General features: G+C 42.3%; 26 protein-coding genes, 2 tRNA genes, 1 pseudogene and 1 riboswitch. Of the genes and pseudogenes, 10 read left to right on the top strand and 19 right to left on the bottom strand.

Going from position 1 to position 26,187, the window contains the following annotated elements:
- Positions 1-142: 142 nt before the first annotated feature.
- Together O2S85_RS02125 and O2S85_RS02120 are read right to left on the bottom strand one after the other, a co-directional pair.
- Entirely contained in the window at positions 143-397 is a 255-nt protein-coding gene (locus tag O2S85_RS02125) for a contact-dependent growth inhibition system immunity protein (RefSeq protein WP_269411121.1), read from the bottom strand.
- Positions 398-501: 104 nt separating this feature from the next.
- Complete coding sequence (locus tag O2S85_RS02120) at positions 502-798, bottom strand: RNase A-like domain-containing protein (RefSeq protein ID WP_367746326.1); 297 nt, start codon at positions 796-798, stop codon at positions 502-504.
- 726 nt (positions 799-1,524) lie between these two features.
- A riboswitch (TPP riboswitch) is annotated at positions 1,525-1,631 on the top strand.
- 99 nt (positions 1,632-1,730) lie between these two features.
- On the opposite strand from O2S85_RS02120, the gene O2S85_RS02115 reads away from it, so the two are divergent.
- From O2S85_RS02115 to O2S85_RS02100, 4 genes are all read left to right on the top strand, one after another.
- Positions 1,731-2,573 carry a lipoate--protein ligase family protein gene (locus O2S85_RS02115; RefSeq protein ID WP_269411120.1) on the top strand — a complete coding sequence of 281 codons (843 nt, stop codon included), beginning with the start codon at positions 1,731-1,733 and terminating at the stop codon, positions 2,571-2,573.
- Positions 2,566-3,525 carry a lipoyl synthase gene (gene lipA / locus O2S85_RS02110; protein WP_269411119.1) on the top strand — a complete coding sequence of 320 codons (960 nt, stop codon included), beginning with the start codon at positions 2,566-2,568 and terminating at the stop codon, positions 3,523-3,525. The genes O2S85_RS02115 and lipA overlap by 8 nt, the downstream gene beginning before the upstream one ends.
- Positions 3,526-3,852: 327 nt before the next feature.
- A tRNA-Thr gene (locus O2S85_RS02105) sits at positions 3,853-3,928 on the top strand.
- Positions 3,929-3,931: 3 nt separating this feature from the next.
- A tRNA-Ser gene (locus tag O2S85_RS02100) sits at positions 3,932-4,024 on the top strand.
- An 81-nt stretch (positions 4,025-4,105) separates the two neighbouring features.
- Here the strand turns inward: O2S85_RS02100 and O2S85_RS02095 are convergent.
- Both O2S85_RS02095 and helD read right to left on the bottom strand, forming a co-directional pair.
- On the bottom strand, positions 4,106-4,315 hold the full coding sequence (locus O2S85_RS02095) for a hypothetical protein (RefSeq protein WP_269411118.1): 210 nt from the start codon (positions 4,313-4,315) through the stop codon (positions 4,106-4,108).
- Positions 4,316-4,476: 161 nt separating this feature from the next.
- Complete coding sequence (gene helD, locus O2S85_RS02090) at positions 4,477-6,786, bottom strand: RNA polymerase recycling motor HelD (RefSeq protein WP_269411117.1); 2,310 nt, start codon at positions 6,784-6,786, stop codon at positions 4,477-4,479.
- A 188-nt stretch (positions 6,787-6,974) separates the two neighbouring features.
- Between helD and O2S85_RS02085 the strand changes: the two genes are divergently transcribed.
- Both O2S85_RS02085 and O2S85_RS02080 read left to right on the top strand, forming a co-directional pair.
- A complete protein-coding gene (locus tag O2S85_RS02085; RefSeq protein ID WP_269411116.1) occupies positions 6,975-7,316 on the top strand; it encodes a thioredoxin family protein in 342 nt (113 codons plus the stop codon).
- Positions 7,317-7,466: 150 nt separating this feature from the next.
- A complete protein-coding gene (locus O2S85_RS02080; RefSeq protein WP_269411115.1) occupies positions 7,467-8,066 on the top strand; it encodes a short chain dehydrogenase in 600 nt (199 codons plus the stop codon).
- 382 nt (positions 8,067-8,448) lie between these two features.
- Here O2S85_RS02080 and O2S85_RS02075 read toward each other — a convergent pair whose 3' ends face one another.
- From O2S85_RS02075 to O2S85_RS02050, 6 genes and pseudogenes are all read right to left on the bottom strand, one after another.
- A complete protein-coding gene (locus O2S85_RS02075) occupies positions 8,449-9,792 on the bottom strand; it encodes an RNA-guided endonuclease InsQ/TnpB family protein (RefSeq protein WP_269411114.1) in 1,344 nt (447 codons plus the stop codon).
- The gene (locus O2S85_RS02070) at positions 9,779-10,405 is read right to left on the bottom strand and encodes an IS607 family transposase (protein ID WP_269411113.1); all 627 of its coding nucleotides are present in this window, start codon (positions 10,403-10,405) and stop codon (positions 9,779-9,781) included. Before O2S85_RS02070 ends, O2S85_RS02075 begins: the two co-directional genes overlap by 14 nt.
- 289 nt (positions 10,406-10,694) lie before the next feature.
- Positions 10,695-10,916, bottom strand: a complete 222-nt coding sequence (locus tag O2S85_RS02065) for a hypothetical protein (protein ID WP_269411112.1) — start codon at positions 10,914-10,916, stop codon at positions 10,695-10,697.
- Positions 10,913-11,251 carry a hypothetical protein gene (locus tag O2S85_RS02060; protein WP_269411111.1) on the bottom strand — a complete coding sequence of 113 codons (339 nt, stop codon included), beginning with the start codon at positions 11,249-11,251 and terminating at the stop codon, positions 10,913-10,915. The genes O2S85_RS02065 and O2S85_RS02060 overlap by 4 nt, the downstream gene beginning before the upstream one ends.
- 59 nt (positions 11,252-11,310) lie before the next feature.
- Positions 11,311-11,529 (bottom strand): annotated as a pseudogene (locus O2S85_RS02055) (ATP-binding cassette domain-containing protein); the annotation flags it as partial.
- The gene (locus O2S85_RS02050) at positions 11,526-11,915 is read right to left on the bottom strand and encodes a GntR family transcriptional regulator (protein ID WP_269411110.1); all 390 of its coding nucleotides are present in this window, start codon (positions 11,913-11,915) and stop codon (positions 11,526-11,528) included. The gene O2S85_RS02050 and the pseudogene O2S85_RS02055, both read right to left, overlap by 4 nt.
- Positions 11,916-12,338: 423 nt before the next feature.
- On the opposite strand from O2S85_RS02050, the gene selD reads away from it, so the two are divergent.
- The 3 genes from selD to O2S85_RS02035 all read left to right on the top strand — a co-directional run bounded on the left by selD (position 12,339) and on the right by O2S85_RS02035 (position 14,856).
- Positions 12,339-13,388: a selenide, water dikinase SelD gene (selD, locus tag O2S85_RS02045; RefSeq protein WP_269411109.1), complete on the top strand. Its 1,050-nt coding sequence runs from the start codon at positions 12,339-12,341 to the stop codon at positions 13,386-13,388.
- Positions 13,389-13,415: 27 nt separating this feature from the next.
- On the top strand, positions 13,416-14,456 hold the full coding sequence (mnmH, locus tag O2S85_RS02040) for a tRNA 2-selenouridine(34) synthase MnmH (protein ID WP_269411108.1): 1,041 nt from the start codon (positions 13,416-13,418) through the stop codon (positions 14,454-14,456).
- Between the two features lie 67 nt (positions 14,457-14,523).
- Positions 14,524-14,856 (top strand): ASCH domain-containing protein, encoded by a 333-nt coding sequence (locus O2S85_RS02035; protein WP_269411107.1) that lies wholly within the window; start codon positions 14,524-14,526, stop codon positions 14,854-14,856.
- A 25-nt stretch (positions 14,857-14,881) separates the two neighbouring features.
- Here O2S85_RS02035 and nagZ read toward each other — a convergent pair whose 3' ends face one another.
- Positions 14,882-16,117, bottom strand: coding sequence for a beta-N-acetylhexosaminidase (nagZ, locus tag O2S85_RS02030; RefSeq protein WP_269411106.1), 1,236 nt, complete (start codon positions 16,115-16,117; stop codon positions 14,882-14,884).
- A 153-nt stretch (positions 16,118-16,270) separates the two neighbouring features.
- Between nagZ and O2S85_RS02025 the strand changes: the two genes are divergently transcribed.
- Positions 16,271-16,666, top strand: a complete 396-nt coding sequence (locus tag O2S85_RS02025; protein WP_269411105.1) for a VOC family protein — start codon at positions 16,271-16,273, stop codon at positions 16,664-16,666.
- A gap of 353 nt (positions 16,667-17,019) precedes the next feature.
- Here O2S85_RS02025 and ilvA read toward each other — a convergent pair whose 3' ends face one another.
- From ilvA to ilvB, 8 genes are all read right to left on the bottom strand, one after another.
- The gene (ilvA, locus tag O2S85_RS02020; RefSeq protein ID WP_269412435.1) at positions 17,020-17,967 is read right to left on the bottom strand and encodes a threonine ammonia-lyase; all 948 of its coding nucleotides are present in this window, start codon (positions 17,965-17,967) and stop codon (positions 17,020-17,022) included.
- 118 nt (positions 17,968-18,085) lie between these two features.
- Positions 18,086-18,673, bottom strand: coding sequence for a 3-isopropylmalate dehydratase small subunit (leuD, locus tag O2S85_RS02015; protein WP_269411104.1), 588 nt, complete (start codon positions 18,671-18,673; stop codon positions 18,086-18,088).
- Between the two features lie 12 nt (positions 18,674-18,685).
- Positions 18,686-20,092, bottom strand: coding sequence for a 3-isopropylmalate dehydratase large subunit (leuC, locus tag O2S85_RS02010; RefSeq protein WP_269411103.1), 1,407 nt, complete (start codon positions 20,090-20,092; stop codon positions 18,686-18,688).
- Positions 20,093-20,110: 18 nt separating this feature from the next.
- Positions 20,111-21,217 carry a 3-isopropylmalate dehydrogenase gene (gene leuB, locus O2S85_RS02005; protein WP_269411102.1) on the bottom strand — a complete coding sequence of 369 codons (1,107 nt, stop codon included), beginning with the start codon at positions 21,215-21,217 and terminating at the stop codon, positions 20,111-20,113.
- Between the two features lie 75 nt (positions 21,218-21,292).
- Entirely contained in the window at positions 21,293-22,840 is a 1,548-nt protein-coding gene (locus O2S85_RS02000; RefSeq protein ID WP_269411101.1) for a 2-isopropylmalate synthase, read from the bottom strand.
- Positions 22,827-23,861 carry a ketol-acid reductoisomerase gene (gene ilvC / locus O2S85_RS01995; RefSeq protein WP_269411100.1) on the bottom strand — a complete coding sequence of 345 codons (1,035 nt, stop codon included), beginning with the start codon at positions 23,859-23,861 and terminating at the stop codon, positions 22,827-22,829. Before ilvC ends, O2S85_RS02000 begins: the two co-directional genes overlap by 14 nt.
- 54 nt (positions 23,862-23,915) lie before the next feature.
- Positions 23,916-24,431, bottom strand: coding sequence for an acetolactate synthase small subunit (gene ilvN / locus O2S85_RS01990; protein WP_269411099.1), 516 nt, complete (start codon positions 24,429-24,431; stop codon positions 23,916-23,918).
- Positions 24,428-26,146: a biosynthetic-type acetolactate synthase large subunit gene (gene ilvB / locus O2S85_RS01985; RefSeq protein ID WP_439649426.1), complete on the bottom strand. Its 1,719-nt coding sequence runs from the start codon at positions 26,144-26,146 to the stop codon at positions 24,428-24,430. The genes ilvN and ilvB overlap by 4 nt, the downstream gene beginning before the upstream one ends.
- Positions 26,147-26,187 lie beyond the last annotated feature (41 nt).

Genomic DNA, 26,187 nt, shown 5'->3' with positions numbered 1-26,187 from the left:
ATTTAATCAGCCGCTGTTGTATTCGAATCTGGATGATTCCAATGTTATTAAAAACGAAAAAAAATAATATTTCATCTCGGACTGAACCATCCCCATCTTACAATTTCACAACTTCTTTTATTTGTTGGACTACTTGGTTTAGCTACTGAAGTGGTTCTAAACCAAGATCCGGAAAATATATACCATCCGCACAACACTGAATGTATTCATTCTTTTCGAAATTTGAGTAATTACTGTTTATAAAATCCGACAAAAAAACAATCGCATATTCTAAATACTCTTTGGTTTCATCCACCAACAATTCCTCCAAGGCTTGTTCTGGAGATTCAATGTCCTGATGAAAAGTTCCAGCCAAAAATTGAAAAACTGGCTCTTCCTGTTTATTAGGGAGTAACATAAAACAACACACCCCTTTCAATTAGTATTGATTTGCTTAATTTGGATAACCAGTTAGAACAAAATTCCCTTCGCCATCCTTTTTCAAAACAATTCTAGCATTTGTCATATTTTTAACCGAATCGGAGCCTTTTTTATCTCCCTTCCTATCACCTCTGTTCCCTGATAGGTCAATACTAAAGTTGACTTGCTTTTTGGATTATCTAGCCAAGATTGAATAACTTCTTTATTGTTTGTATCGTTCAAAACATTATTAACAATTTTCTCAGCCGTAGCCCTATCTTTAAAGGTAGATGAACCAGTAATTTTCGGATTTTTATTTATCCTCTCTAATAGCTCTTTATCCGTTTTTCCAACATGTCTTTCAATCAAATGTCCACCTTTTATTTCATGTGCAGCCAATCCACCACCAGGTGCAAGGTTACTTTTATCCCCCGGTTTTACACTATCTACATTTTTATCAACCTTCCTGGTATCCTTAACCTTCTACCCACCTGCCGACAAAACGATGCAGTTATGTTCTCATGCGTTATATCTAATTTGCGACAGACCTATGATCACACTTTTTCAGCAGCCCGAGACAGTAAGGATTACCAAAAACAGCCACGAAACAACACGGAACTTGTCATTTTTATCATGAGTCCGATAATATATCAGCGATTTCGGGCTCCCTATCAGCGGTTCCGAGCTGCCTATAAGCGGTTTCGGGCGTTCTATCAGCGGTTTCAGGATTCCTATCAGCGGTTTTGAGCTTTCTATCAGCGATTCAGCCACGCCAAGAAACACGTGGTAAATTTCGGCCTGAACATCGTGTGATCAATTCTTCTACCCTAGCAAAACCGGCTCCAACCTCTCCCTTCTTCCACTTTCTCATATACTTGCCAAATAATCCATGTACATTTCTTCATCTAAATGCGTCCGCAATTGCTATACAAGCGGAATGTAGGCAACCATTCTTCTTTACTTACTAATTCTTTTACATTACCTGTTTTCAGCATACCGTTCTCCTTCTAGCATTGCTTTTACTTCCCATTATATCGCATGAAAGTTATCGAAACAGCAAAAATTTCAAATCCGCTTTACAATGTAACATTTTCCATTTACCATGGACTTATCGAAACAATATAACAAGTTCACTAGGGGAGCATTTCAAAGGCTGAGAAGAACTTTTTTTGTTCTAACCCTTGGCACCCGATCTGGGTAATACTGGCGTGGGGAAGTGGTCAATGTAGCATGGGTACATGTTATATACAAACAGACTGCCATCTCATTTGGGCAGTTTTTGTTTTATCGTTTGCTTTTTAGGGAGCACCAAAAACACGGAGGAGATTCGATTGCAAGATTCATGGGGATTTTTAGACACCGGAGTACACGATGCTGCAACAAATATGGCATTAGATGAATTGTTGCTTATTTGGCACAGTGAAGGAAAAATCCCGCCCATTTTACGTTTCTATCAATGGGCAAAACCAAGTTTATCTGTTGGCTATTTTCAGGATGTTCATAAAACGATTGATCCATCAGCATTGCAACAGTATAGGATACCAGTGGTTCGCCGGTTAACCGGTGGTAGTGCGGTACTGCACGATGATGAGTTAACCTACAGTCTTGTTATTGCGGAGAACAAATCATTTATCCCAGCATCTATCACGGAAGCTTACTATGTTCTATCCAAGGGTATCTTTGACGGGTATGCCAATTTAGGAATCACAGTCGATTATGCCAAACAAAGACATTCCATTCAAAACCGTTCTGCAGTGTGTTTTGAAAGACCGGCGTTATACGAGTTGCTGGCGGGTGGGAAGAAAATATCCGGCAATGCACAAACCCGGCAAAAAGGAGTATTGCTGCAGCATGGATCGATTCCACATTCCATGAACAAAACGATACTTTTCGATCTATTCCGTTTTCCAAGTGAGGAAATACGAGAAAGAAAAAGAGCAGCATTTGATACAAAAGCAACAACCATCCGTCAAGAAACAAACCGATCCATATCCATGAGCACTATGAAAGACGCGTTTAAACAAGGTTTTGAAACTGGAGTAGATATCAAACTATCTCCATTTGAATTAACCAATCAGCAATGGGAGGAAGTCTACCAGCTAGCTGCTGATAAATACAGCAATCATGATTGGAATTTCAAACATCATTCAAAGGAGCGTGTACTTAATGGCTAAACAGGAGGAATACATAAGAAAACCGGAATGGCTGAAAACAAAAATCAATACGAACCAATCTTACCGTGGATTAAAGAAACTCATGCGTGATAAACGATTAAATACCGTTTGCGAAGAAGCACGCTGTCCGAACATCCACGAATGCTGGAGTGAACGAAAAACGGCAACTTTTATGATTCTTGGTGACACTTGTACCCGCGGCTGCCGTTTTTGTGCAGTTAAAACTGGATTACCAAACGAACTGGATTGGGGAGAACCTACTCGTGTTGCGGAATCCGTATCGATTATGGGCTTAAAACATGTTGTTGTGACAGCAGTCGCTCGCGATGACCTAAATGATGGGGGCGCTGCGGTATTTGCGGAAACGGTAAGAGCCATCCGCCGTGAAAACCCTGGCTGCACGATTGAAGTGTTACCATCGGACATGAAAGGTGACTACGAAAGCCTGCATACTTTAATGGATAGTGAACCAGACATTTTTAACCATAACATTGAAACAGTACGCAGATTAACTAAACGCGTACGGGCAATTGCAAAATACGACCGTTCCTTACAATTGCTGGAACGGGTAAAAGAAATAGCACCAAATACACCAACCAAATCAAGTATTATGGTCGGTCTAGGCGAAGAAAAAGAAGAAATTTTACAAGCGATGGATGACTTATTGGCACACAACGTAGACATCATGACAATCGGTCAATATTTGCAACCAACAAAAAAACACTTAAGGGTTGAACGTTACTACCACCCGGATGAATTTGCGGAACTAAAAGAAATTGCCTTAAAAAAAGGATTCCGTCATTGTGAATCAGGCCCGCTTGTACGATCTTCCTACCATGCCGATGAGCAGGTCAGCCAAGCTTCAGCCCAGCGCAGGATCAATTATATGAAAGGCTATGAGGAGCAGGAGAATAAGAAAGTAGATTTTTCTTTGGAGATGTTTAACAATTAAAGTGTGATCATGATTTCCCAAATGAAAACCCCGGCTCATTATATATATCTGCTGGGGTTTTATCGTTTACAATGATTTGGTTATTCATAGCCGGCTATTTAACGGCGGTTTCAACCAGTTTTACGGCGATTTCGGGTAAATTATCGACGGTTTCAGCACTTTTATCGGCGGTTCGCAATTGTTCCCACTTTAAGTCATGACTCGCACGCCGAAAATTAACCGAATTCTGCTCTCTAACTTTAAAAAATCACCGCAAAATAGTTGAAGAAATGATTAAAATGTATTATGATACTCTATGTGCTTTACAAAAAAAGTCATACTTTAGATGCTGGTGTAGCACAGCTGGTAGTGCACGTCACTCGTAATGACGGGGTCGAAGGTTCGAATCCTTTCACCAGCACCATCCGGAGAAGTACCCAAGCCCGGCTGAAGGGGACGCACTCGAAATGCGTTAGGACGTTTTCGCGTCGCGTGGGTTCGAATCCCACCTTCTCCGCCATTAATTGATACATAATCAAATAATCTTTTCACACCTTTTCTACAATTTCTCTTCTTGATCTCGTTTGATTAAATCCCAAACCTATTTATAAAACCCAATCGAATGCAGAAAAAGTACGCCAATAATCGCAAAGATAAATCCTGTAATTAATATTAACAAAGGGGTTTTAAAGTTTTTCTTATCCTCAAACCAGGCAATAATTGCAACTCCTAAAATCAGCAGCATACTTAACAGCACTGCCACAAACGGATTAGTTGGTGTTATCCAATCATACCAGTTCCCGCCATTCATGGGTATCACTCCTTTTGCCCTTATCTATCAAAGGGGGATCAAAGAATTCCTTCTATCCTATCTATATTTTACTATAAGTACAAACATGAATCATCGAAAAAAATAGTTTTCCGATATAGAACGGAAATCCCTCCAACACGATGTTGAAGGGACTCCCTTATCTACGCGTTTAACACCTCATATTTATCTTCTTGTGCTTCCAATATAAATGGATTGCGCGTACTATCCGTTAGCATCACCAGTTCATGCATTGCTCTTGTACAAGCCGTGTAAAATAACGTCCGATCTGCTTCTGTCGTATACGTTTTGGCCGATGCTTCCGGAATAATCACTGCATCAAATTCAATTCCTTTCGCTAAGTACACCGGCAATAGTAAAATGCCCTTTTGAAACGAGCGGGTTTCTTCATTGATCCGCGTTACAGCCCATCTGCCATGTAACTGTTCAAACAGTTCGTCACAACCTTGCTGCGTTTTACAAATAAGTGCAATCGTTTCATGACCATTCTCTTTCAATTTCTGTATTGTTTTAACCAGCGGATCAGCGGCATTTCCCTGGTAAGTAACCAACAGCGGTTTCCTGCCCTCCCTGTTAAATGGCTCGATCATTTCACCCTCGGGAGCAAACTGGGTTGTAAAGTCCACAATTTGTTTGGTGGATCGATAGCTCTTAGTCAAGACAATTCGTTCATAACTTTCATCCGCTTGGGCTGGTGCAAGCGGGCTTCCCTGAATAGTATGCGTGTAGATTGCCTGATTCACGTCTCCTAGCAGCGTCATCCTTGTATAAGGGAATTGGTGCTTGATGTAGGCAAACTGAAATGGCGAATAATCCTGCGCTTCATCAATCAATAAATGACGGACTGATCGATCGGCACTGTCACCTAACAGACACCCTTTAAAATATGCATATGCAGTTGCCTCCTCCCATGCCAAGTACCCTTTAGAAAGGGCGGCAATAGTCTGTTCCTTTATTTCCTGCCAATGGCTTGGAGCAACTGCCGGCGACCAATCGGTAAAAAATTTCCGATAGGTTGCCAGAACATGCACGAACTGGAATTGCTTTACGCGTTTTTTCAATCCGGAAAAGGCTTTTTTTACCACTCTTTCCCGCAAAAAGTCTTCTTCCGTTTCATCCGCATATAACTCATCCTGATCCTGCTTTTGCATATGGTAATGGGCCTGCAAATATTCCTCTTTATCCAATAACTCAACCTGCTCCATGACCCAATCCTTGTTTTTTTCCTTACGCTGTTGCTTCTGTATTTCACTTAGCAACCATTTGGCAACAAGCTCTAATTTATTTGGAATGGCAATAGCCGGATGAAGGGAATAAAAATAGTCTTGGATTTGTTCTTTGGTAACAAATACCTGTTTACGAAATGATATATTTTTAAAAATTAATCCTTCTTCCGCTAAACTTGTTATAAACGCATCCAAATGCTGTTTAAACGTGATACCTGATTTATAATCAATACATGCCATTTTTGTTTGATAATCTTCATCCTGTGCTCCCGTTAATTTATATTCCATATGTTGAAATGGTGACTCAACGGTTAGCTTACTTCCGATTTTGTCTACCAAATATTCATAAAAAGTCGTTTGTCGCACATTCGCTTCTCCGAGTTCAGGCAGGACATTGGCTACATAACTACTAAACAACGGGTTTGGTGAAAATAAGACAACATTATCAGCATGTAATGTCTCGCGATGTCTATACATTAAAAATGCAATTCGTTGTAATGCAGCGGATGTTTTGCCGCTGCCAGCCACGCCCTGAACCACAAGATAACGATGCCGTTCGTCACGGATGATTTTATTTTGCTCCTTTTGAATTGTGGACACGATACTTTTCATTGTCGTACTGGCATTATTACCAAGCGCTTGTTGCAACAGTTTATCGCCAATGGTAACACCTGTATCAAACATCCCTTTAATGACGCCGTTACGGATAATAAATTGCCTTTTTAGCGTCATCTCGCCTGAAATGGTACCGCTCATGGTTTGATATGCAGCTTTTCCAGGGGAGTAATCGTAATAAAGGCTGGAAATTGGGGCGCGCCAATCATATACCAGAAATTCCTCGTCAAGCTGATCCATCAATGAGGCAATCCCGATATAAATCGGCTCACTTGTGGTTTCCCCATCCGCTCGAAAATCAATCCGGCCAAAATAGGGATTGTTTTTTAGTCGTTTTAACGTTTTTAATTCCTCACCTATTTTTCCATGGAATCGTTCGCGTTCGGATAATAGTTCTGCTTGTTGTTTGATACTTGCCTGTGTTTCGATAACATCATCAGGTTCATCCAGATTTACGGTCACATCCTCCCAGAAGTTTTGCCGCAGATCGATAACACTTTCCTTTAACCCGGATGACTTCGCATATAACTTTTTCTGTCGTTGGTGAATTTCCTCAATTACTTGGTTCACCCGGTGTTGTTCCGCTTCCCGATTTTCGTTTTCTTCACTCATCGAACTCCCCCATTTGAGTTAAGACTTATATATTGACATTTTGATTTAAATGTAGTAAAATTAGTGTGTGTAAACTGTGTGGATTGAAATTAAAACATCAGTAATATTTTAATGATACAACGTTAGCGCTTAGCTTGCAAGGATGTTTTGCAATTTATACGCGGCGTTTTTTTATGGAGGTTTTTACGATGGAATTTACAGAACTAACCTCGCTTTCCGCAATAAATGACTTTATCCGAAACCATCAACTCTCCTTCCTGTTTATATCACGCCCCGACTGCAGTGTATGTCACGGTCTGTTCCCACAAGTACAAGTATTAATGAAAAATTACCCTGAAGTGGCGTTAGGTCATATCAACGCTGATCAGGTACCGGAAATAGCTGGAGCATTTTCCGTTTTTACCGTGCCCATCCTATTATTTTTTATCGATGGAAAAGAATATATCCGTGAGGCCCGAATCGTTCCGCTGGATTTGTTAGAGGAAAAAATAAATAAAATATATCAACATATGGCTGGATCATCTGAATGATTCAGCCATTGCTTGTTGATAAGAATCATAAGTCAGGTGATTGCACATAAATTTATTTACAGATGCCTTTATGTTGAGTGATTTCACATTATTTTTTCAAGCATGTTATCATTAGTAAGTACCAGCACGATGAACAGGAGGAGTAGACCAATGAAAATACTTATCGTCGGTGCTAGTGGCACCATTGGAAAAAAGGTTGTAGAAACGTTAGAAAAAGATCATGACCTCATTCGGGCGGGAAGAAATGGTGCCGATGTACAGGTTGATATCACCTCGGAAGCCAGCATCCGCAACATGTATGAAACAGTCGGACGGGTGGATGCGGTTATTAATGCCTCTGGTGGTGCCAATTTTGCCTCTGTTTCAGAACTGACTCCGGAATTGAATGAAAAGGGAATTGAAAGCAAGCTAAAGGGGCAAATCAATTTGGTGCTTCTGGGATTAGACCATGTAAACGATAATGGGAGCTTTACACTAACAACCGGTATTATGATGGATGACCCGATTCGTCAGGGGGCTTCTGCGGCGATGGCCAACGGTGGTGTCAAGGCATTCGTTAAATCGGCCGCCATCGAAATGCCGCGGGGAATCCGGATTAATAGTGTCAGCCCTAATGCCGTTCAGGAATCCTGGGATCGGTTGGAGAGTCTCTTCCAAGGGTTTGACCCAGTTCCTGCCCAACGTGTTGCACTAGCATATAAAAAGAGTGTACTCGGGGCACAGACAGGGCAAAATTACGAGGTGTATTAAGTTTACAACTCGAAATTGTCAGCACGCAACTAAATTTAAGTACAGTAAAAATCCTGGCCAGTATATACCTAAGCCAGGATTTTTGCTGTTATCTTTTTTAGCTATAGAAGATTTCCAAGAGTCCGGATATGTTGTCTGTCTTTTTTTCCAACCATAAAATGATAGCTAAGATGTGTTACCGTAATCAATCGTCCTCCGCTTCCCCATCAAGTGAAAAGTCGTTAATGATAATAAACAATTCGAGATTCTTGATATCATCGTTAACCTTCGTTGCAACTGTCCGCACTCCTTTGTCTATTTAAACCTAACCGAAATTAAGCCTAAAATTAACCAAAGACCTCTTCTCTGTTACCAAGAAAAATGTTTGTTTCAACCCTCGGATTTACTTCCCGAGGCCAGCAGATGGGGTCAAACCACAAGCAATCTTTGCCTGTTTAAAATCCCACCACACTGTATACATAGGGGATTCCACACCTATGTAGCCTGCGCGAGGCAATCGCTTTTTGGCTTTCTTTCCGATATTAACTGCACTGTTGATATCTCTCGAAAGCGTTGTACCGCAGTTTACACATGTAAAGCTGCGAATGGAAGGGTCCTTTTTCTCCTGATGACTACAGACACAACAGGTTTTGGTTGTATCCCGTTCATCAATCTTTTGATAATGCTTGCCACTTTTCGCTTGCACCCAGTTTAATATACGGCGAAACTGTCCAACTGGTGTTTGATTTAACATGGCCCTTCTCATCGTCCCGTATTTCGCCACATCGGGAGTCGGAGTATAATCACCAATGTAGATCGCATCGTAACGCTTGGAAAAATAATGCGCATAGCTAAATAACAGCGTCTTCATTTGTTCTCGACGTTTTAATTGCGCCTTTTCCAAAGCATGATTAAGTCTTTTCCAACGTTTGCTTGGCTCAAAATAGGTGACGTTTGGGGTGCATACCAGCTTATTAAATTTTTCACATTTGTCCCGTTTTGATTTGATTTCATCGATTCGTTTATCCCAATACTTCAACAGTGCATTCATCGATTTCAATTCATATGATTTTCCATCACTGCCTAATCCCACCGCCAGATTCTTATGGTTGGGATCAAATACAATAAACGATTGTTCCTTCACCTTGGTGATTTCTTTGACATCTTCTATTGTAAAAATGGCATAATACGAATCCAGATCCTTTGTAATGCGAAGGGTTTTGATTCTCTCCGTTTCGCTTAGTTCTACCGCTTCCACGAGTCCAACTTTGATTTTGATGGTCTTCTTAGCCTTTTTATCTTTTTTCTTTAATTCCTTGTATTCTTCATCTGTTAACTTGCCAAAACTTAAGGAAAGCAGATTGGTATCCAATAATTTAAAGCCTTTTTTTGGTTCATCATAATATAGCGAAAACCACTTCTTTTTCCATGAACGATATTTTGGTTTCTCATTCATTAATTTTGGATCAAAAAATCGTTCATAGGCATCTTTTAACCGTAATGCCGTATTTTTCAATGGGGAGGAATGGACTTTAAACAAAAATGGGTTTTCCCCTTTTATTTTCGGTACTTCATTCCTCAGGTTTCTGCCGGAAAGCAGTTTTTTCTTTTTTCCATTGCGATAATCTTCCTCCACCGCATCAAGCAATTGATTGTACAGCCAGTTGCACATTCTGGATTGAGAATCTAGTAACTGCTTGTTTTCTTTTGTAACCACCAACCGTACCTTTTTATTATACGTAAGCATGGCCGTTGTCCTCGATGACCTGTTTCACCGCTTGTTGCAGTTTCTTTCGCTTATGACTTCTGCTTCCATACAAGCGGCTGCTAAAGACAGTAATAATGGAAAGCATATCCTCGACTAACTCCTGCTCATATGTTTTATCCTCTGTATGGTTGACGATTTCAATTTTCACATGATGGAAGGCACATATTTGTTCCAACAATTCATACCCAAAACGTAGTAACCTATCTTTATAGTTGACGACAACTTTCTCCACCTGATTGCTTTGCGCCAGCCGGATTAATTCTTTTAGTCCTCTTTTATCGTCATTCAAACCACTTCCCAGATCCTTTATAATACGAAACTGATATCCATTTGCCGAACAATACTGCGAAACGGTATGGATCTGCCTTTTTAAATCTTCCTTTTGGTCCGATGATGAGACGCGGCAATACCCAATAACAATTTTGTCTTGAAGTGGTTTCAAATCATGCTTGATAGCACTAAGGTCTTCTATAGCATATCTTCTATGGCCACCGGTGGTTCGAGAGGATGTTATCTTCCCCTCTTTTTCCCACCTTCTTAATGTAGTGGGATGAACACCAAGTATGCTGGATGCTTCATCGATGGTATACATGTTAGCGATCCTCCTCATTTTATTTCTACTTACAAGGTTCGACATAAAATGCAAGAATCCTGCTAAAAAGTAATTAATTTTAAATAATTTAGATTAAACTGTTTTGATACCCCTCATATTCCGTTTTTCCAGATTTCAAATCTACGACCATGACCGAGGTATCTTGCTGCCCGAATTGCTGGTTACTCACAATATAGAGGTGATCATCCCTTACTTTTATAAGCGGGCGGCCCATTGCTTCCGCTTGATAGGATTTTGGCAGGTTGATCGTCTGATGTTCTGTTATTTTCTAAGCATTTGTGTCATAAGCAATGATGTTTAGTTGATTCCCTTTTGCCTTAGTGAAATATAGTGTTGTTCCATGAACCGATTCGACTTTTGCCCCTTCTCGCAACTCTTTGGGTAATGATAATTTTTCCTGCTGATTGGTTTTCAAGTCATAACGAACTACATTACTGCCGATATATGACACTTCCCCATCCTCAGGCGCAACCTTACTGTCTTCCTTCACAATAAATATATCGTTCGGTTCGCTATTACCTGCATCTTTTGGTAATACCTACATGCCTGTTGATGCATCACTTTCCATTTTTTCCGAACGGGATTGGATCGTCTCTTCACCAACGATTTTACCAGCATGTATGTCCAAGTCATATACATGCATTTCTGTATCATCGGCGCTACAAACCATAAGGAATTAGTAATCTGATCAAATGACATCGCCCCATTATCACGTAAAACGACTTCCTGTGAAACATGTTCTTCATGAATGTTGTGGCTAGCCATATTGAGATAACCTTTTGCTTTAACAATAACCCCAACAAACTGCATAACAACAGTTACCATGATTAAAGCAAAATAAATTTTGACAAATCGCTCAAATTCAAAATGAACCAGTTTCAAATAATGTTTTCATAGCTATGTTTGTTGAGTTTTCCCCCATCAATTAAAATCTGCCCGCCGTTAATTGGGGTCAGTGCCATAATCGCGTTAAGAATCGTTGTCTTTCCTGCACCATTGATACCAATCAAACAGGTAATCTCCCCTTTATTAGCGGTGAAGGAAATGTCGTTAAGTACTTGTTTACGACCAAATTTTTTCTGTACATGTTTAACTTCAATCACGCTTTTCCCTCCTGTTCATTTTTTGCTGCGTATTTTTCCTTCACTAAATCCAGCACCTCATCCACCGGTACTTGTATCGAATGGACAGCCTCAACAAAGGAATTAACTGCCTGTATAATCAGCTCTTCCCTTACCGCTTTTAACGTTTGTTCATCTTTTGTAATTCGACTGGGCAAATTGCGCTCGGTATAAATCAACCCTTCTTCCTCCATTTCTTTATAGGCTCGTTGTGCAGTATTGGGATTAATCTTTAACTTGTTGGCTAATTCCCGCCGTGACGGAATTTCCTGTCCCGGTTCCAGTATGCCTGTCGCAATTTCTTCTTTAAAATGATGAATCACTTGTACATAGACAGGATCCCGGTTATTGAACTTCATGGTTTTCATTGACCCAGCTCCTATAATTCTTGGTTATGTAGCTTTTCGAATGGTGTATCAACCGATTAATACACCATAAGCATAAAAAGTTGTGTATTAAATCGTTAATACACCCTTAAGATGTATTATACGGTTCATACACTTTGATTGTCAATGGGGGTATATGATTTTTTTAATCTTGTCCATCGTGAATTTCAGCGATTCTAGGTCGAACCCTCAGCAAAACGCACCGACTATTACCGCAAAGTCTTCATCCCGACAGACGTGAAAAAATGCGAGGATTCGACCGAGAGACGGGCTGTCATGGTAGATGTGAAAGTATCTTTTAATAACCCACTATTTGCAAATGCACCCTACACTTGTCCCGCACTTGCAGTAGTATGTTAAAATGAAACTATTGAATACCGTGTTCCATGGGAAGGATGATAAAAGATGGAAAAAACACCTGATATAAAATTAACAAGTCTGTCGTCAAAAGGTGGTTGTGGCTGTAAAATCGGACCTGCTGATTTATCACAGGTTTTGCGCTCATTGCCGCCAACTGTCCAGAATCCAAATTTGCTTGTTGGGCTGGATACAAGTGACGATGCCGGGGTATACAAATTAAATGATGAAACAGCTATTGTACAGACAGTAGACTTTTTCACACCGATCGTTGATGACCCATACAGTTTCGGCCAAGTTGCTGCAGCCAATGCCATTAGTGATGTTTATGCCATGGGTGGTACGCCGATTACAGCCCTTAATATTGTGGCATTTCCGATCTCGACATTAGATAAGAGCATTCTGGCGGAAATATTGCGTGGAGCTGGCGATAAACTATCGGAAGCAGGGGTTTCTCTTGTTGGCGGTCACTCGATTGATGATAAAGAACCTAAATTTGGTTTGGCAGTAACCGGGGTTGTCCATCCTGATAAAGTTAGAACAAATACCGGCGCAAAACCTGGCGATAAGCTCATTTTGACCAAGCCGATTGGTGTCGGCATTTATTCCTCATCGATTAAAAGGGATTTACTTACCGAAGAAGAAATCGATCGTGTTACCAAGGTGATGACTACTCTAAATAAAACAGCGTCGGAAACAATGGCGAACTATGATGTTCACGCTTGTACCGATGTCACTGGTTTTGGCCTGCTTGGTCATGCATCGGAAATGGCCCAAGGCAGTGATGTTGAAATCCGCATTATGAAAGACCAGGTTCCCGTCTTGCCACGTGTCAAAGAACTTGGTGAATCTGGTGCAGTGCCAGGTGGGACGAAAAACAATTTTGATCATGTAAAAGATATCATTACGTTCCCGGAAACAATGGATCAAATGGACAAATGGATTTTATGTGATGCCGTTACATCAGGCGGTCTGTTTATTTCCGTTGCAAACGATGATGCCGATGCTCTCCTTGCTGAATTACAAGAAAAAGGTGCGGGCGCAAAAATCATCGGAGAAGTTGCCGATGGTAAAAATGGACAAATCACTGTTCAGTAGTTTAGATGTTAGGAAGTGACAAAAGCGATGTTTCACGATATAGCATTAGATGACCTATTCGCTTTACAACAAAAGGAAGCACATACATTAATTGACGTCCGATCACCAAAAGAATTCCATGAATCGACCATCCCAGGGAGTATGAATATCCCGGTTTTTAATAACGAGGAACGGGCCGAGGTTGGTACGATTTATAAGCAGGTGGGACCGGAAGCAGCGAAAGAACGGGGGCTGGAGATATTCTCAGCCAAGCTCCCCGACTTTATCGCGGCATTCCGCCAAATTGATACGCCAAAGACCGTGTTTTGTTGGCGCGGCGGGATGCGGAGTAAAACTGCAGCAACCGTGCTTGATTTAATGGGCATCAAAGCAAACCGATTAAGCGGAGGATTTCGTACGTACCGCCAATGGGTCGTGGCAGAATTGGCCAAAGCAGACTTCAAACCGGATCTATACGTACTTAATGGTTATACCGGTTCAGGCAAAACTGCCATTTTAAAACGACTTGCACAAAACGGATACCCGGTCATAGACTTAGAAGGGATGGCGAATCATCGCGGCTCGATTTTTGGTCAAATCGGGCTGGAGCCAAGCAATCAGAAAGCATTTGAATCACAGCTGGTGCAAGCAATGTTGCGCTATCAGGATGCACCGTTCGTGTTTGTGGAAGGAGAAAGCAAACGGATTGGCAAGGCAACACTGCCAGACTTCTTTTATGAGAAAAAGGAAAAGGGCCTCCAATTATTTATCGACATGCCAATGGAGGAACGCATTCACAATATTTTAGATGATTATCAGCCGTGGAATTTACCGGAACAGTTCCTGGAGGCATTCCGGATCATTAAAAAACGAATTCATACCCCCGTAGCCAAGCAGATTGATGAAGATTTACAGCTTGGCAATTATACCAATGCAGTACAGTTGTTGCTGGAGTATTATTATGATCCCCGATATGAATATGCGGCGAAACAATACCCGGAGGATCGTAAAATCCATATCCGGGCGAATAATGTTGAAGAGGCACTGCAAGGGATTGAAAGCGTGTTGAAACAAAAAGCTGTTCACTAATTTTTTATCTTGCAACTATACCATTAATGATTCAGGAAGATTAACAGGAGAAGGAGAGTGACTCAGCATGACTAAAAACCAGACATGGCCGGAAAAGTTTGATATTCATAAACTGGTAACCATTCCAGAGGACATTGAAAAATTGATTAAGGGTGAGAAAACTTCTGTACGCCGGAATGACCGCTATGCCGACCCCGGTGATACTACCAAGCTTGATGGGCACACATTTATAATAGAAAATGTCTACCCGCAAAAATTGAAAGACGTGACCGAAGAAGATGCGAAAGACGAAGGATACCAAAGTCTTGAAGCATACAAACAAGCGATCACTTCCATTCATGAAGCCGTAGTTTGGGATCCGGAAATGGAAGTTTGGGTGCATGAACTGAAGCGGCAATAGGGTGCGATGGTTTTTTGCACCCTATTTATTTTTGTTTTAATAATTTGTCTACTGAAGCCGATTCTACTTGTTCATCCGTGATACGATATTTTCTTTTAAGCTTGATAATCCGTTCTACACTCTCATTAATTCTTTTCTCGGATAAATCTCCGTTATCGACTGCATCTTTTAATGCTTTTACCGCTTGCATAACATTTTCCTCATCATGAGCCACCATCACAATATCACTTCCCGCTTGAACGGCTTTCACCGCTGCCTCTCCAATCGCAAAGTTATCCATAATAGCCCCCATTGTCATATCATCAGTCATCACCACACCATCACCATGTAATTGGTCTCGCAGAACTCCTTGAATCACCTTCTTGGACATCGAGGCTGGGTAGTCCGCATCCAATTTTGGCAGTAGGATATGTGCCACCATCACAGCATCCGCTCCCTGCTCCATCGCATTTTCAAAAGGAGGCAACTCTGTCTGCTGTAACTGATGGATATTTTTGTCTACTTTTGGCAGTTGTACATGAGAATCCTCAGATGTATCCCCATGACCGGGAAAATGTTTGATAACCGGGATAATTCCTTCCGACTGGATCCCCTGCATTGTTTGAATACCCAGGCTGCTTACGATTTCCGGATTATCGCCGAATGACCGATCGCCGATGACCGGATTATCCGGATTACTATTCACATCCATCACCGGGGCAAAATCCATATTAAATCCAAAGGCCTGCACTTGTTTGCCCAAAGTCACACCTATGGACCGAGCATATTCTTTATCATTTCGCTTGCCAATCTGACCATTATTCGGGATCGGCGTCAATTCGCCAGGCAACCTGGACACATCGCCACCTTCCTGGTCAACCCCTAAAAATAATGGCATGCGATTTCCTTTATTTTGCGCTTTCAGGTCATTTACCAATTGTAGTGTTTGTTCGGGACTTTCCATATTATTGGCATACAAAATGATGCCGCCAACTTTATCATTGCTGATGAGCGCTTTGGCCTGCTGATCAGCCTGCGTACCATCCACGCCAGCAATAATCATTTGGCCAATTTTTTCGTCGAGTGACATATTTTCAATCATTTTTTTTGTTTTCTGATCAGTTTTTGAAGGTGCTTTGTGATTGGAAGACATTTTCGCTTTTTGCGATGAGGTGGCAGAATTTGACTCCCTGTTATTTGCGTTCATTTGATGCACTAAAAGGTAACCTCCCACAATAATAATTATAAAGATGATCAATCCCAATCCAAGTTTCTTAGCCATTTGCATCCCTCCAATATCATTAGTTCACACCTGTTAATCATCATAAACTTACTTAACTATTTTATAACAGTTTACTTTCCATTTCACCCAAATCATTTTGTTTTTAATATAATCCGGGTTAGACTATAGGAAAATCACTTGGGAGGAATTATCATGAAAAAACTTGTACCACATATTCGAATTAAAAATTGCAAAGAAGCTGTAAACTATTATCACCAAGCCTTTGGTGGGGAAATCAAAAATGTGCAAACATCGGACGGAATGGAAATGTTCAAAGGGCATGAGGGCAAATATATCCATGCTGAGTTGCATATTAATGATGGCTGTATCATTTATTTTGCAGATGTGTTTGACAATCAAATCGAAAATGGAAACAACATCTTACTTGGTCCAGACCTTGAAAGCGAGGAAGAGATAACCCGGATCTACAACTTTCTTGCCAATGATGGTGAGGTGCAGATGGAATTACAGGATACATTCTGGGGTGCCAAGCATGCGATCGTTATTGATAAATATGGAGTTTCATGGGAGCTTAACTATACGAAATAGATTGGCAATTAAAACAGGGTTCCTTTGAATGCATCATTATGAAATTTTATCTGATTTAGGTTGATATTTCGCGCGGTTCAGTCGATAGTTCCGCCTTTAGGGTTGATATACTTTGTTCCAGGGTTGATGCTATGCTCAATTTGGTTGATGTCACGCGCCATCCGGTCGATAACATACTCGATTTGGTCGATATCCCGTTTTTTAGGTTGACACCATTCTCAATCTGGTCGATAGCAAAAGCAGGACAATGGACCGGTCCCCGTCCGATCGCAATGACTGGGACAGAAGAACCATCCCACTGTCCACCGAAAAATAAGTGCCTGTCACCATGATTCCGGTGGCAGGCACTTATTTTATGCCGGGAATTGCAATTTCTTGGCCAGATGTTGCAGGTTTGGCAGCGTACTAATATCCATGTTTCCACCACTGACGATGACACCACAGTGCCGGGATTTAATTTGCTCCCGGTACTTGAACAATGCCGCCAATGATGCTGCACCAGCACCTTCAAGCAATGTTTTATTACGTTCCAGCATATATAACATCGCAGCGGCAATTTCTTCATCGTCTACCGTTACAATATCGTCTACATACTCTCTGATGATTGGCAATGTACGCTTGCCTGGTTGTTTCACGGCAATCCCTTCTGCAATCGTGGAGACTGTCTTGGCGTTTTTCACTTGATTCGTATGATAGCTTTCATACATGGCAGGTGCCCCGGATGCTTGAACCCCGATGACTTTGATGTTCCGATTAACGTGTTTTGCCCCGACAGCAATCCCGCTAATCAGGCCACCACCACCGATTGGAACAAGAATCGTGTCGATCCGGTCTTCTTGTCTGAGCATCTCCATTGCCATGGTTCCCTGTCCGGCCATCACATCCTCATCATCAAACGGATGAACGTAGACAGCTCCGGTTTGCAGTTGTCTTTTTAACGAGGCTTCATACGCTTCCTGGAACGTTTCACCCGTTAGCACTACCTCAGCGCCATAATTACGGGTTGCCTCTACCTTGGCAAATGGTGTCTTCTCCGGCATATAAATCATTGCACGGGCACCTAACTTTGCCGCTGCATGGGCAACACCTTGCGCATGATTTCCTGCTGAAGCGGTGATGACACCCTTATTTAGCTGCTCCTTCGACAGTTGCATCAGTTTAAAACTTGCTCCCCTAAACTTAAACGCACCTGTTTTTTGCTGATTCTCCATCTTGCAATAAACATGTTTTCCCACTATTTTATCTGTTGTCACTGATGTAAGCAATGGTGTACGGTGAACGATGGGAGTCAAACGTTCTATCGCAGTATGAACTTTTTCACCTGTTAATCCGCAATCCCCAATTGTGTCACTCTCCTTGATTTATCAGAATGTGTTTGTTCATAAAGACTGAGTTAACCTTATCCTATTATCAGCCAACTTATGCGCCGGTATTCTCAAAAGCTGTAATCTTGTCTTCATGCTGTAAGGTCAACGCAATTTCATCCCAGCCATTCATTAATTTTTCCTTATGATATGCTGGAAAGTCAAAGTATACTTTCTCTTTACTATCTGTATCGGTTATGCACTGATTTTCCAAATCCACACGCAATACCAGCTTGATCTTTTCCGCTTGTTGCATCCATTTATTAACCTGTGCCTCTTCCATCTTGATTGGAATAATGCCATTTTTTAACGCATTATTGTAAAAAATATCCGCAAAACTTGGTGCAATGATCACACGAAATCCATAATCAAGTAATGCCCATGGTGCATGCTCTCTGGACGAACCGCAGCCAAAATTTTCACCGGTTATTAAGATCGACGCATCTTGATATTCCGGTTTATTCAGACTAAAATCAGAACGCTTGTTACCATCATCATCAAACCGCCAATGGTAAAATACAAATTGGCCAAATCCGGTTCGCTCAATTCGTTTTAAAAATTGTTTTGGGATAATTTGATCTGTATCCACATTGGTACGATTCAGCGGATAAACCAACCCTTCATGTTGTTTAATAGCTTCCACTTCTGCCACCTCCTAACTTGCAACGCCTGTAAATTGACGAACATCCACAAAATGACCTTCAATTGCTGCCGCTGCAGCCATTTCCGGACTGACCAAATGAGTACGGGAACCATTTCCTTGTCTGCCTTCAAAGTTCCGATTAGATGTTGATGCACATCTTGAGCCTGGCGGGACCACATCATCGTTCATGGCCAGACACATACTGCATCCAGCTTCACGCCACTCAAATCCGGCTTGTTTAAAGATTTTATCAAGGCCTTCTTTTTCTGCCTGCAGTTTAATACTGAAGGAACCAGGTACCACAATTGCCCTTACACCAGGCTTCACTTGTTTGCCTTCAACAATACTGGCGGCTTTTTGCAAATCACTCAATCTGGAATTGGTGCACGATCCAATAAAGACGTGATCAATTTCAATGGACGTAATTGGCTGACCTTCCTCTAGTCCCATGTAAGCCAAGGCCCGTTGTACATCCTCCTTGTGTTCCACACTGTTTAGGTCTGGTGTTGATCCGCTTACCGGTACACACATTCCCGGGTTGGTTCCCCATGATACTTGTGGTTCAATCTCTTCCGCGTTAATCGTTACCGTTTTGTCGTAAACAGCTCCATGATCGGTAGCCAGTGCCAGCCATTCTTCGGCTAATGCATCAAACGCCTCGCCTTCAGGAACATATTCTTTACCTCGTAAAAATTCAACCGTTGTTTGATCCGGACTAATCAACCCTGCCCGAGCACCGGCTTCAATGGACATGTTACATACCGTCATTCGGCCTTCCATCGATAAATTGCGAACTGCATCACCTGTATATTCAATGACGTATCCCGTTCCGAATCGGACGCCGAATTTGGAAATGATCGCCAAAATCAGGTCTTTCGCTGTTACGCCAACACCAAGTTCCCCATCAACATGGACGTTTAATGTCTTTGGCCGTTCTTGCCAGATCGTTTGTGTCGCCAAAACATGTTCCACTTCACTCGTACCGATCCCAAACGCCAAAGCGCCAAACGCACCATGGGTTGATGTGTGACTATCCCCACATACAATTGTCTTTCCAGGCTGAGTCAGACCGAGCTGTGGACCAATGACATGGACAATACCCTGATCGGGGTGAAACATATCGGCAAGTTTGATACCATTGTCTTCACAATTCTTCTTTAGTGTTTCCATTTGTTTTTTTGCGATTTGATCTTTAACCACATCACGATGTTTGGTTGGGACATTGTGGTCCATCGTTGCGTACGTCAAATCCGGCCGGCGCACTTTCCGGTTGTTCAGACGTAACCCCTCAAACGCTTGCGGAGAGGTTACCTCATGAACTAAATGCAGATCAATATATAATAAATCCGGCTCTCCCGCTGCTTGATGTACGACATGTTTATTCCAAATTTTATCGATAATTGTCTCTGGTTTACCCATTTTGTAACCCTCCTTTGCCTAAGCATACATGCTGCAAATACTGTCCGAAACGCTTTTCGTTGTCAAATTATCTATTACGATATTGGTTAATTCTTTCGTACCGACCTGTTTACCACCATCTATTTTCAAATCGGCTGTATGATAGCCTTGATCAAGGCACCGCTGAACCGCCTCTTCAATTTCATTTGCTTCGGTTTCCAGTTGAAATGAATGCTTCAACATCAAGGCTGTCGATAAAATCATACCTAATGGATTGGCAATTCCTTTTCCAGCAATATCCGGTGCAGATCCATGGACAGGTTCATAAAGACCTTTACCATCAGACCGGATACTTGCTGATGGGAGCATGCCAAGCGATCCAGTTAAGACAGATGCTTCGTCACTAAGAATATCTCCAAATAAATTCTCGGTGACGATAGTATCAAATCGGTTCGGTTCCGTGATTAACTTCATTGCCGCAGCATCAACCAGCAGATGCTCAACCGTTACATCCGGATAATCCTGCTGCTTTTCTTCAACAATTTCACGCCACATTCTGCTTGATTCCAACACATTGGCTTTATCCACTGATGTTAAATGGTTGTTCCGCAGTCTTGCCGTTTGAAACGCCTTGTCAATAATTCGTTCCATTTCCGACCGTTGATAGGATAGGGTATCGACAACTGCATTGCCATTTTCCCACCGTTCACTCGGTCTGCCAAAATAAAGGCCGCCGGTTAGTTCACGGATAATCATAATGTCACTGCCTTTAATCACTTCTTCCTTTAATGGGGAGGCATGAAGTAATGGGGTAAATCCTTTGATTGGCCGTAAGTTGGCAAACAAACCAAGTGATTTGCGAATGCCAAGCAACCCTTTTTCTGGACGTACATGTGCAGGAAGGGAGTCCCACTTACTTCCTCCCACAGCACCTAACAAGATAGCATCAGCGTTGTGACATGCCTTTACTGTATCTTCTGGTAAAGGGGTACCAAACTGGTCATACGCATCGCCACCGATCGCATGCGTGTGAAACGTAAAACTATGACCGAATTCTGCGGCGATCGTATTTAAGACAACTTTAGCCGATTCCATAATTTCTTTCCCAACACCATCACCCGGAAGCAGTATAATTTGTTTATTCAAAAAGCTCCCCTCCTTTTAATCTGTCTTATTTGGACGCCCAGCTAATGATTCCGCCGGGCACCCTCATGTTTTTATTTACTTTATAGCCGCTTCTTTCTTTTGACTAGCCTGTTGTTGTACAATGTAACGATTGACAGCATTTAAGAACGCATTTGCCGATGCCTCAATAACATCCTGTGCGGCTCCCCTGCCATTCATTGGTTCACCATTAATCACGAGCTGTACATGTGATTCGGCTAGGGCATCTTTTCCGCGGCCAACTGAATTAAGCTGATAATCTACCAATTGCAACTCTTCTTCAATTAATGAATCCAATGTCTCATACAATGCTTCCACACTGCCCTGTCCGGTACAGGCCGCTTGCACTGTTTCCCCGGCAGGAGTTTTCAATTTGATGGACGCTGTTGGGATATTCGCCGTGCCATATTGTACCTGGAACATCTCCAACTGATATTTATCAACCTTGGACATATCTGTTTGAACCTCGGTTAAAATGGTAAACAAATCATCATCGGTTACTTCTTTTTTCCGATCGGTCAACAGTTTGAACTGATTGAAAGCTTCTTGCAGTTTTTCATCGGACAGTTCAAAGCCTAATTTCTCCACATTTTCCTTAAATGCATGACGTCCGGAATGTTTGCCAAGGAATAACGTATTCGAGCTGACACCAACCATTTCCGGTGTAATGATTTCATAGGTCGATGCATTTTTCAGTACCCCATCCTGATGGATACCTGACTCATGTGCGAATGCGTTTCGGCCAATCACTGCTTTATTCGCTTGCACATGCATACCGGTCAATTTAGCTACCAAGTCACTGGTCCGCTTTGTTTCGGCAAAATTAATTCCTGTTGCATACGGATAATGGTCGGAGCGAATTTTCAATGCTACTGCTACTTCTTCCAAAGCAACATTTCCCGCACGTTCGCCAATTCCATTAATGGCTCCTTCGACCTGTGTCGCACCATTTTCCACGGCAGCAATCGAGTTGGCAACCGCCATACCCAAATCATTGTGACAATGACAAGAAAGTCTTACCCGGTCAATGTTCGGCACATTTTCCTTCATATAACGAAACATATGGCCATATTCACTTGGCGTTGCATAACCGACCGTATCTGGCAAATTAATCACCGTTGCACCAGCGTCAATAACCTGTTCAATAATGCGGGCAAGAAACTCCAAATCGGAACGTGATGCATCTTCTGCTGACCATTCGACTTGTGGAAACTTCTGACTGGCATAGGAAACCATCTCAACCGCGGTATCAATCACTTCCTGCGGCGATTTCTTCAATTTATATTCCATGTGAATGGGCGATGTCGCCAAAAAGATATGCACGCATGGCTCCTCTGCGCTTTTTAGTGCTTCCCAGCATGCATCAATATCCGTTTTTACCGTTCGAGCAAGCCCGGTAACCGATGTTCCTTTAATGGTTTCCGCGATTGTTTTTACCGCGTTGAAATCCCCTTTGGAGGAAGCGGGAAAGCCCGCCTCTATCCGGTCCACACCGTAACGTTCCAGCTGTTTGGCAATTTCCAGTTTTTCCAGCTGGTTCAGATTCACCCCGGGGGATTGTTCGCCATCACGCAATGTTGTATCGAAAATCTTAATTTCTGACATGCTGTTTCACATCCTTTTGTTTTTGTTGAACTGGTTGCTTCACAAAGGGCATTAATTCACGTAACTCCCTTCCAACTGATGTGATGAGATGATTATTTTCTTGACGGTTAATCGCATTGAATTTTGGTCGATTTGTTTGATTTTCCTGGATCCATCCTTTGGCAAATTCACCTGATTGGATATCAGAAAGTACTTCTTTCATGCGACCTTTTGTTTCTTCATTCACGATTCGTGGTCCGGAAACAAAATCACCCCATTGTGCCGTATCCGAGCAAGAGTAACGCATATTTTCAAAGCCGCCTTCATAGATCAAATCGACGATAAGCTTCATTTCATGACAACATTCAAAATAAGCAACTTCCGGTTGATATCCTGCTTCAACCAATGTTTCGAAGCCTGCCTTAATCAGACTTGTCAAGCCACCACATAGTACAGACTGTTCACCAAATAGATCGGTTTCCGTTTCTTCCTGGAATGATGTTTCCAGAATCCCTGCCCGTGCAGCACCAATTCCATCTGCATATGCCAGGGAAAGCTGTTTGGCATTTCCGGTTACATCCTGTTCTACAGCGTATAATGCTGGTACACCTGCGCCTTCCTCATATGTTCTGCGCACCAAATGTCCCGGACCTTTTGGCGCTACCATGAATACATCCACATCCGATGGTGGTACAACTTGGGTAAAGTGAATATTGAATCCATGAGCAAAGGCAATCGCACTGCCAGGCTTCAGATTATCTTTAATACTTTCCTCATATACTTTTGGTTGCAATTCGTCTGGTAAAAGTATCATCACGACGTCTGCTTGACTAACCGCTTCCGCAACTGTCAGGGCAGTGAATCCATCCTCTTCCGCTTTTTGCTGGGATTTCCCCGGGCGAACGCCAATTACTACATCTTGCCCGCTATCTCTTAAGTTTTGCGCGTGTGCATGCCCTTGTGATCCATAACCGATTACTGCGATTTTCCTTCCTTGTAATACCTCTTTTTGAATATCCTTTTCATAAAGTACTTTTGCCATGTTTATTCTCCTCCAATATTGTGTATATTTGATATTTTAAAACCATAATGATGGTCAAATCGATAAGTAATTGATTTCTGTTACATTCTGCTGCTGTCCTCTTGGGAAAGCCGTGATTCCGGTTTTGGATAACTCCTTGATTCCATATGGACGAAGCAATGCTATCAGCGCATCCACTTTGTCAGGTTTACCAGTAACCTGGATGATCAGGCTATCCTTGCTGACATCGATGACTGAAGCGCGAAATGGTGAAATAATGCCCTGGATTTCTGCTCGCATTTGACCACTGCCTACTACTTTAATTAATGCCAGCTCCCTGGCCACCATTGCCTTATCGGTAATATCCGAAACTTTAAGGACATCAATTTGCCGATGCAGCTGTTTGGTTAATTGCTCAAGTTTTTGGAAGTCACTTACATCCACAACCAATGTCATCTTGGAAATTCCTTCTGTTTCCGATCCGCCAACAGAAATACTTTCAATATTGAACTGGCGTTTGGACAGCATCCCTGTTACCCGATTGAGAACACCGCTGCGGTTTTGCACCGTAGCTGTTATGATCCGCTTCATTTCTTCACCCCAATCATCTCGTGATTCCCCTTCCCGCTTGGAACCATAGGGAAGACACATTCCATTTTGGTTACCCGGCAATCCACAACGACCGGATCGTCATTGGCAAAGATGTCATTTAACATTCCTGGAACATCTGCTTCTTTATCAACACGAACACCGCTAATGCCATAACTTTCTGCCAATTTAACGAAATCCGGGCTGGAGATAATGGATTCAGAATATCGTTCATCATAAAACTTTTCCTGCCATTGCCGAACCATACCCAATGAACCATTGTTGACGATTAGAATTTTTACAGGCAGCTGGTAATCTTTTATCATCGACAGTTCCTGCATGGTCATTTGGAAGCCGCCATCACCAACAATGGCAACAACCAGCTCATCTGGTGCACCAAGCTGTGCGCCAATGGCTGCCGGAAAACCAAAGCCCATTGTTCCAAGCCCGCCTGACGTAACCCATTTATTCGGTTTATCAAACAAATAATATTGGGCCGCCCACATCTGATGCTGGCCAACATCCGTTGTAATGATTGCCTCACCGTTGGAAGCACGATAAACCTCTTCTATGAGCCACTGTGGGGACAATAAATCTCCTGACCGTTCATACCATAGCGGGAATTCTTGTTTCATATCCTGTAAATGCTGCTTCCATTCTTCATGCTGCGGTAGATTTACTGATTGATTCAGCAATGCCAGGAGTCCTTCTTTTGCATCCGACACAACCGGAATATCGGTCAGAACGTTTTTGCCGATTTCCGCCGGGTCGATATCAATATGGGCGACCTTGGCATTTGGCGCGAAATGTTCCAGTGAACCCGTTAACCGATCATCAAATCTTGCCCCGATATTAATCAGCAGGTCACATTCGTAAATTGCCATGTTGGCTGCATATGTTCCATGCATGCCGGCCATTCCCAAATTCAGCGGGTTTGTTCCCGGAAAACTGCCAAGTCCAAGTAATGTCGTTGTCACCGGCAGCTGGTATTGGTCTACAAACTGCTTTAATTCGGTTGAAGCTCCTCCAAATAATACACCAGCTCCAGCAAGTACCACCGGTCTTTTAGCATTTGCCAGCGCATCTGTCAGCTTAATAATTTGCAATGGGTTGGGCTTGGTAGTCGGTTGATATCCTGGTAAACACACCTCACTATTGCACTTTTCTGACAATGAAGCGGTGGATATATTCTTGGGGATATCCACAACTACCGGTCCTGGCCTTCCCGTACTAGCTATATGAAAAGCCTCTTTAACAACTCTTGGCAGATCACTAAGCTGCTTTAACTGGCAATTGTATTTCGTAATTGGGGTCGTCACACCCATTACGTCTGTTTCTTGAAAGGCATCTGTTCCGATCACATTACTGCCAACCTGACCGGTAAATATGACTAATGGGAGTGAATCCATCATGGCATCGGCAATTCCGGTAACCAAATTTGTTGCCCCTGGCCCCGATGTTGCCAACACAACGCCAGGTTTTCCGGTTACCCGGGCATAACCCTCGGCTGCATGAACCGCACCTTGTTCATGTCTTGGTAGAATGTGCTTAAATGGGGCATTGCTGCGATATAATGCGTCATAAATAGGTAACACAGCTCCCCCCGGATAGCCAAATAAGGTATCTACTTCAGCCTCTACCAATGATTCAATAAGTAATTCAGCACCAGTCATCGTCTTCTCTGATTTAACAAATTCACATTCAACCTCCGCCTTCACCTCATCATACCTCCTCATTTTTTAGATTTACGGGGTGTTTA

This window comes from Lentibacillus daqui (genome assembly GCF_027186265.1).
In the GTDB taxonomy this organism is placed as follows: Bacteria; Bacillota; Bacilli; order Bacillales; family Amphibacillaceae; genus Lentibacillus_C; species Lentibacillus_C daqui.
Note: the sequence above shows the minus strand (reverse complement) of the source record. Positions and strands in the feature narration are given on the sequence as shown.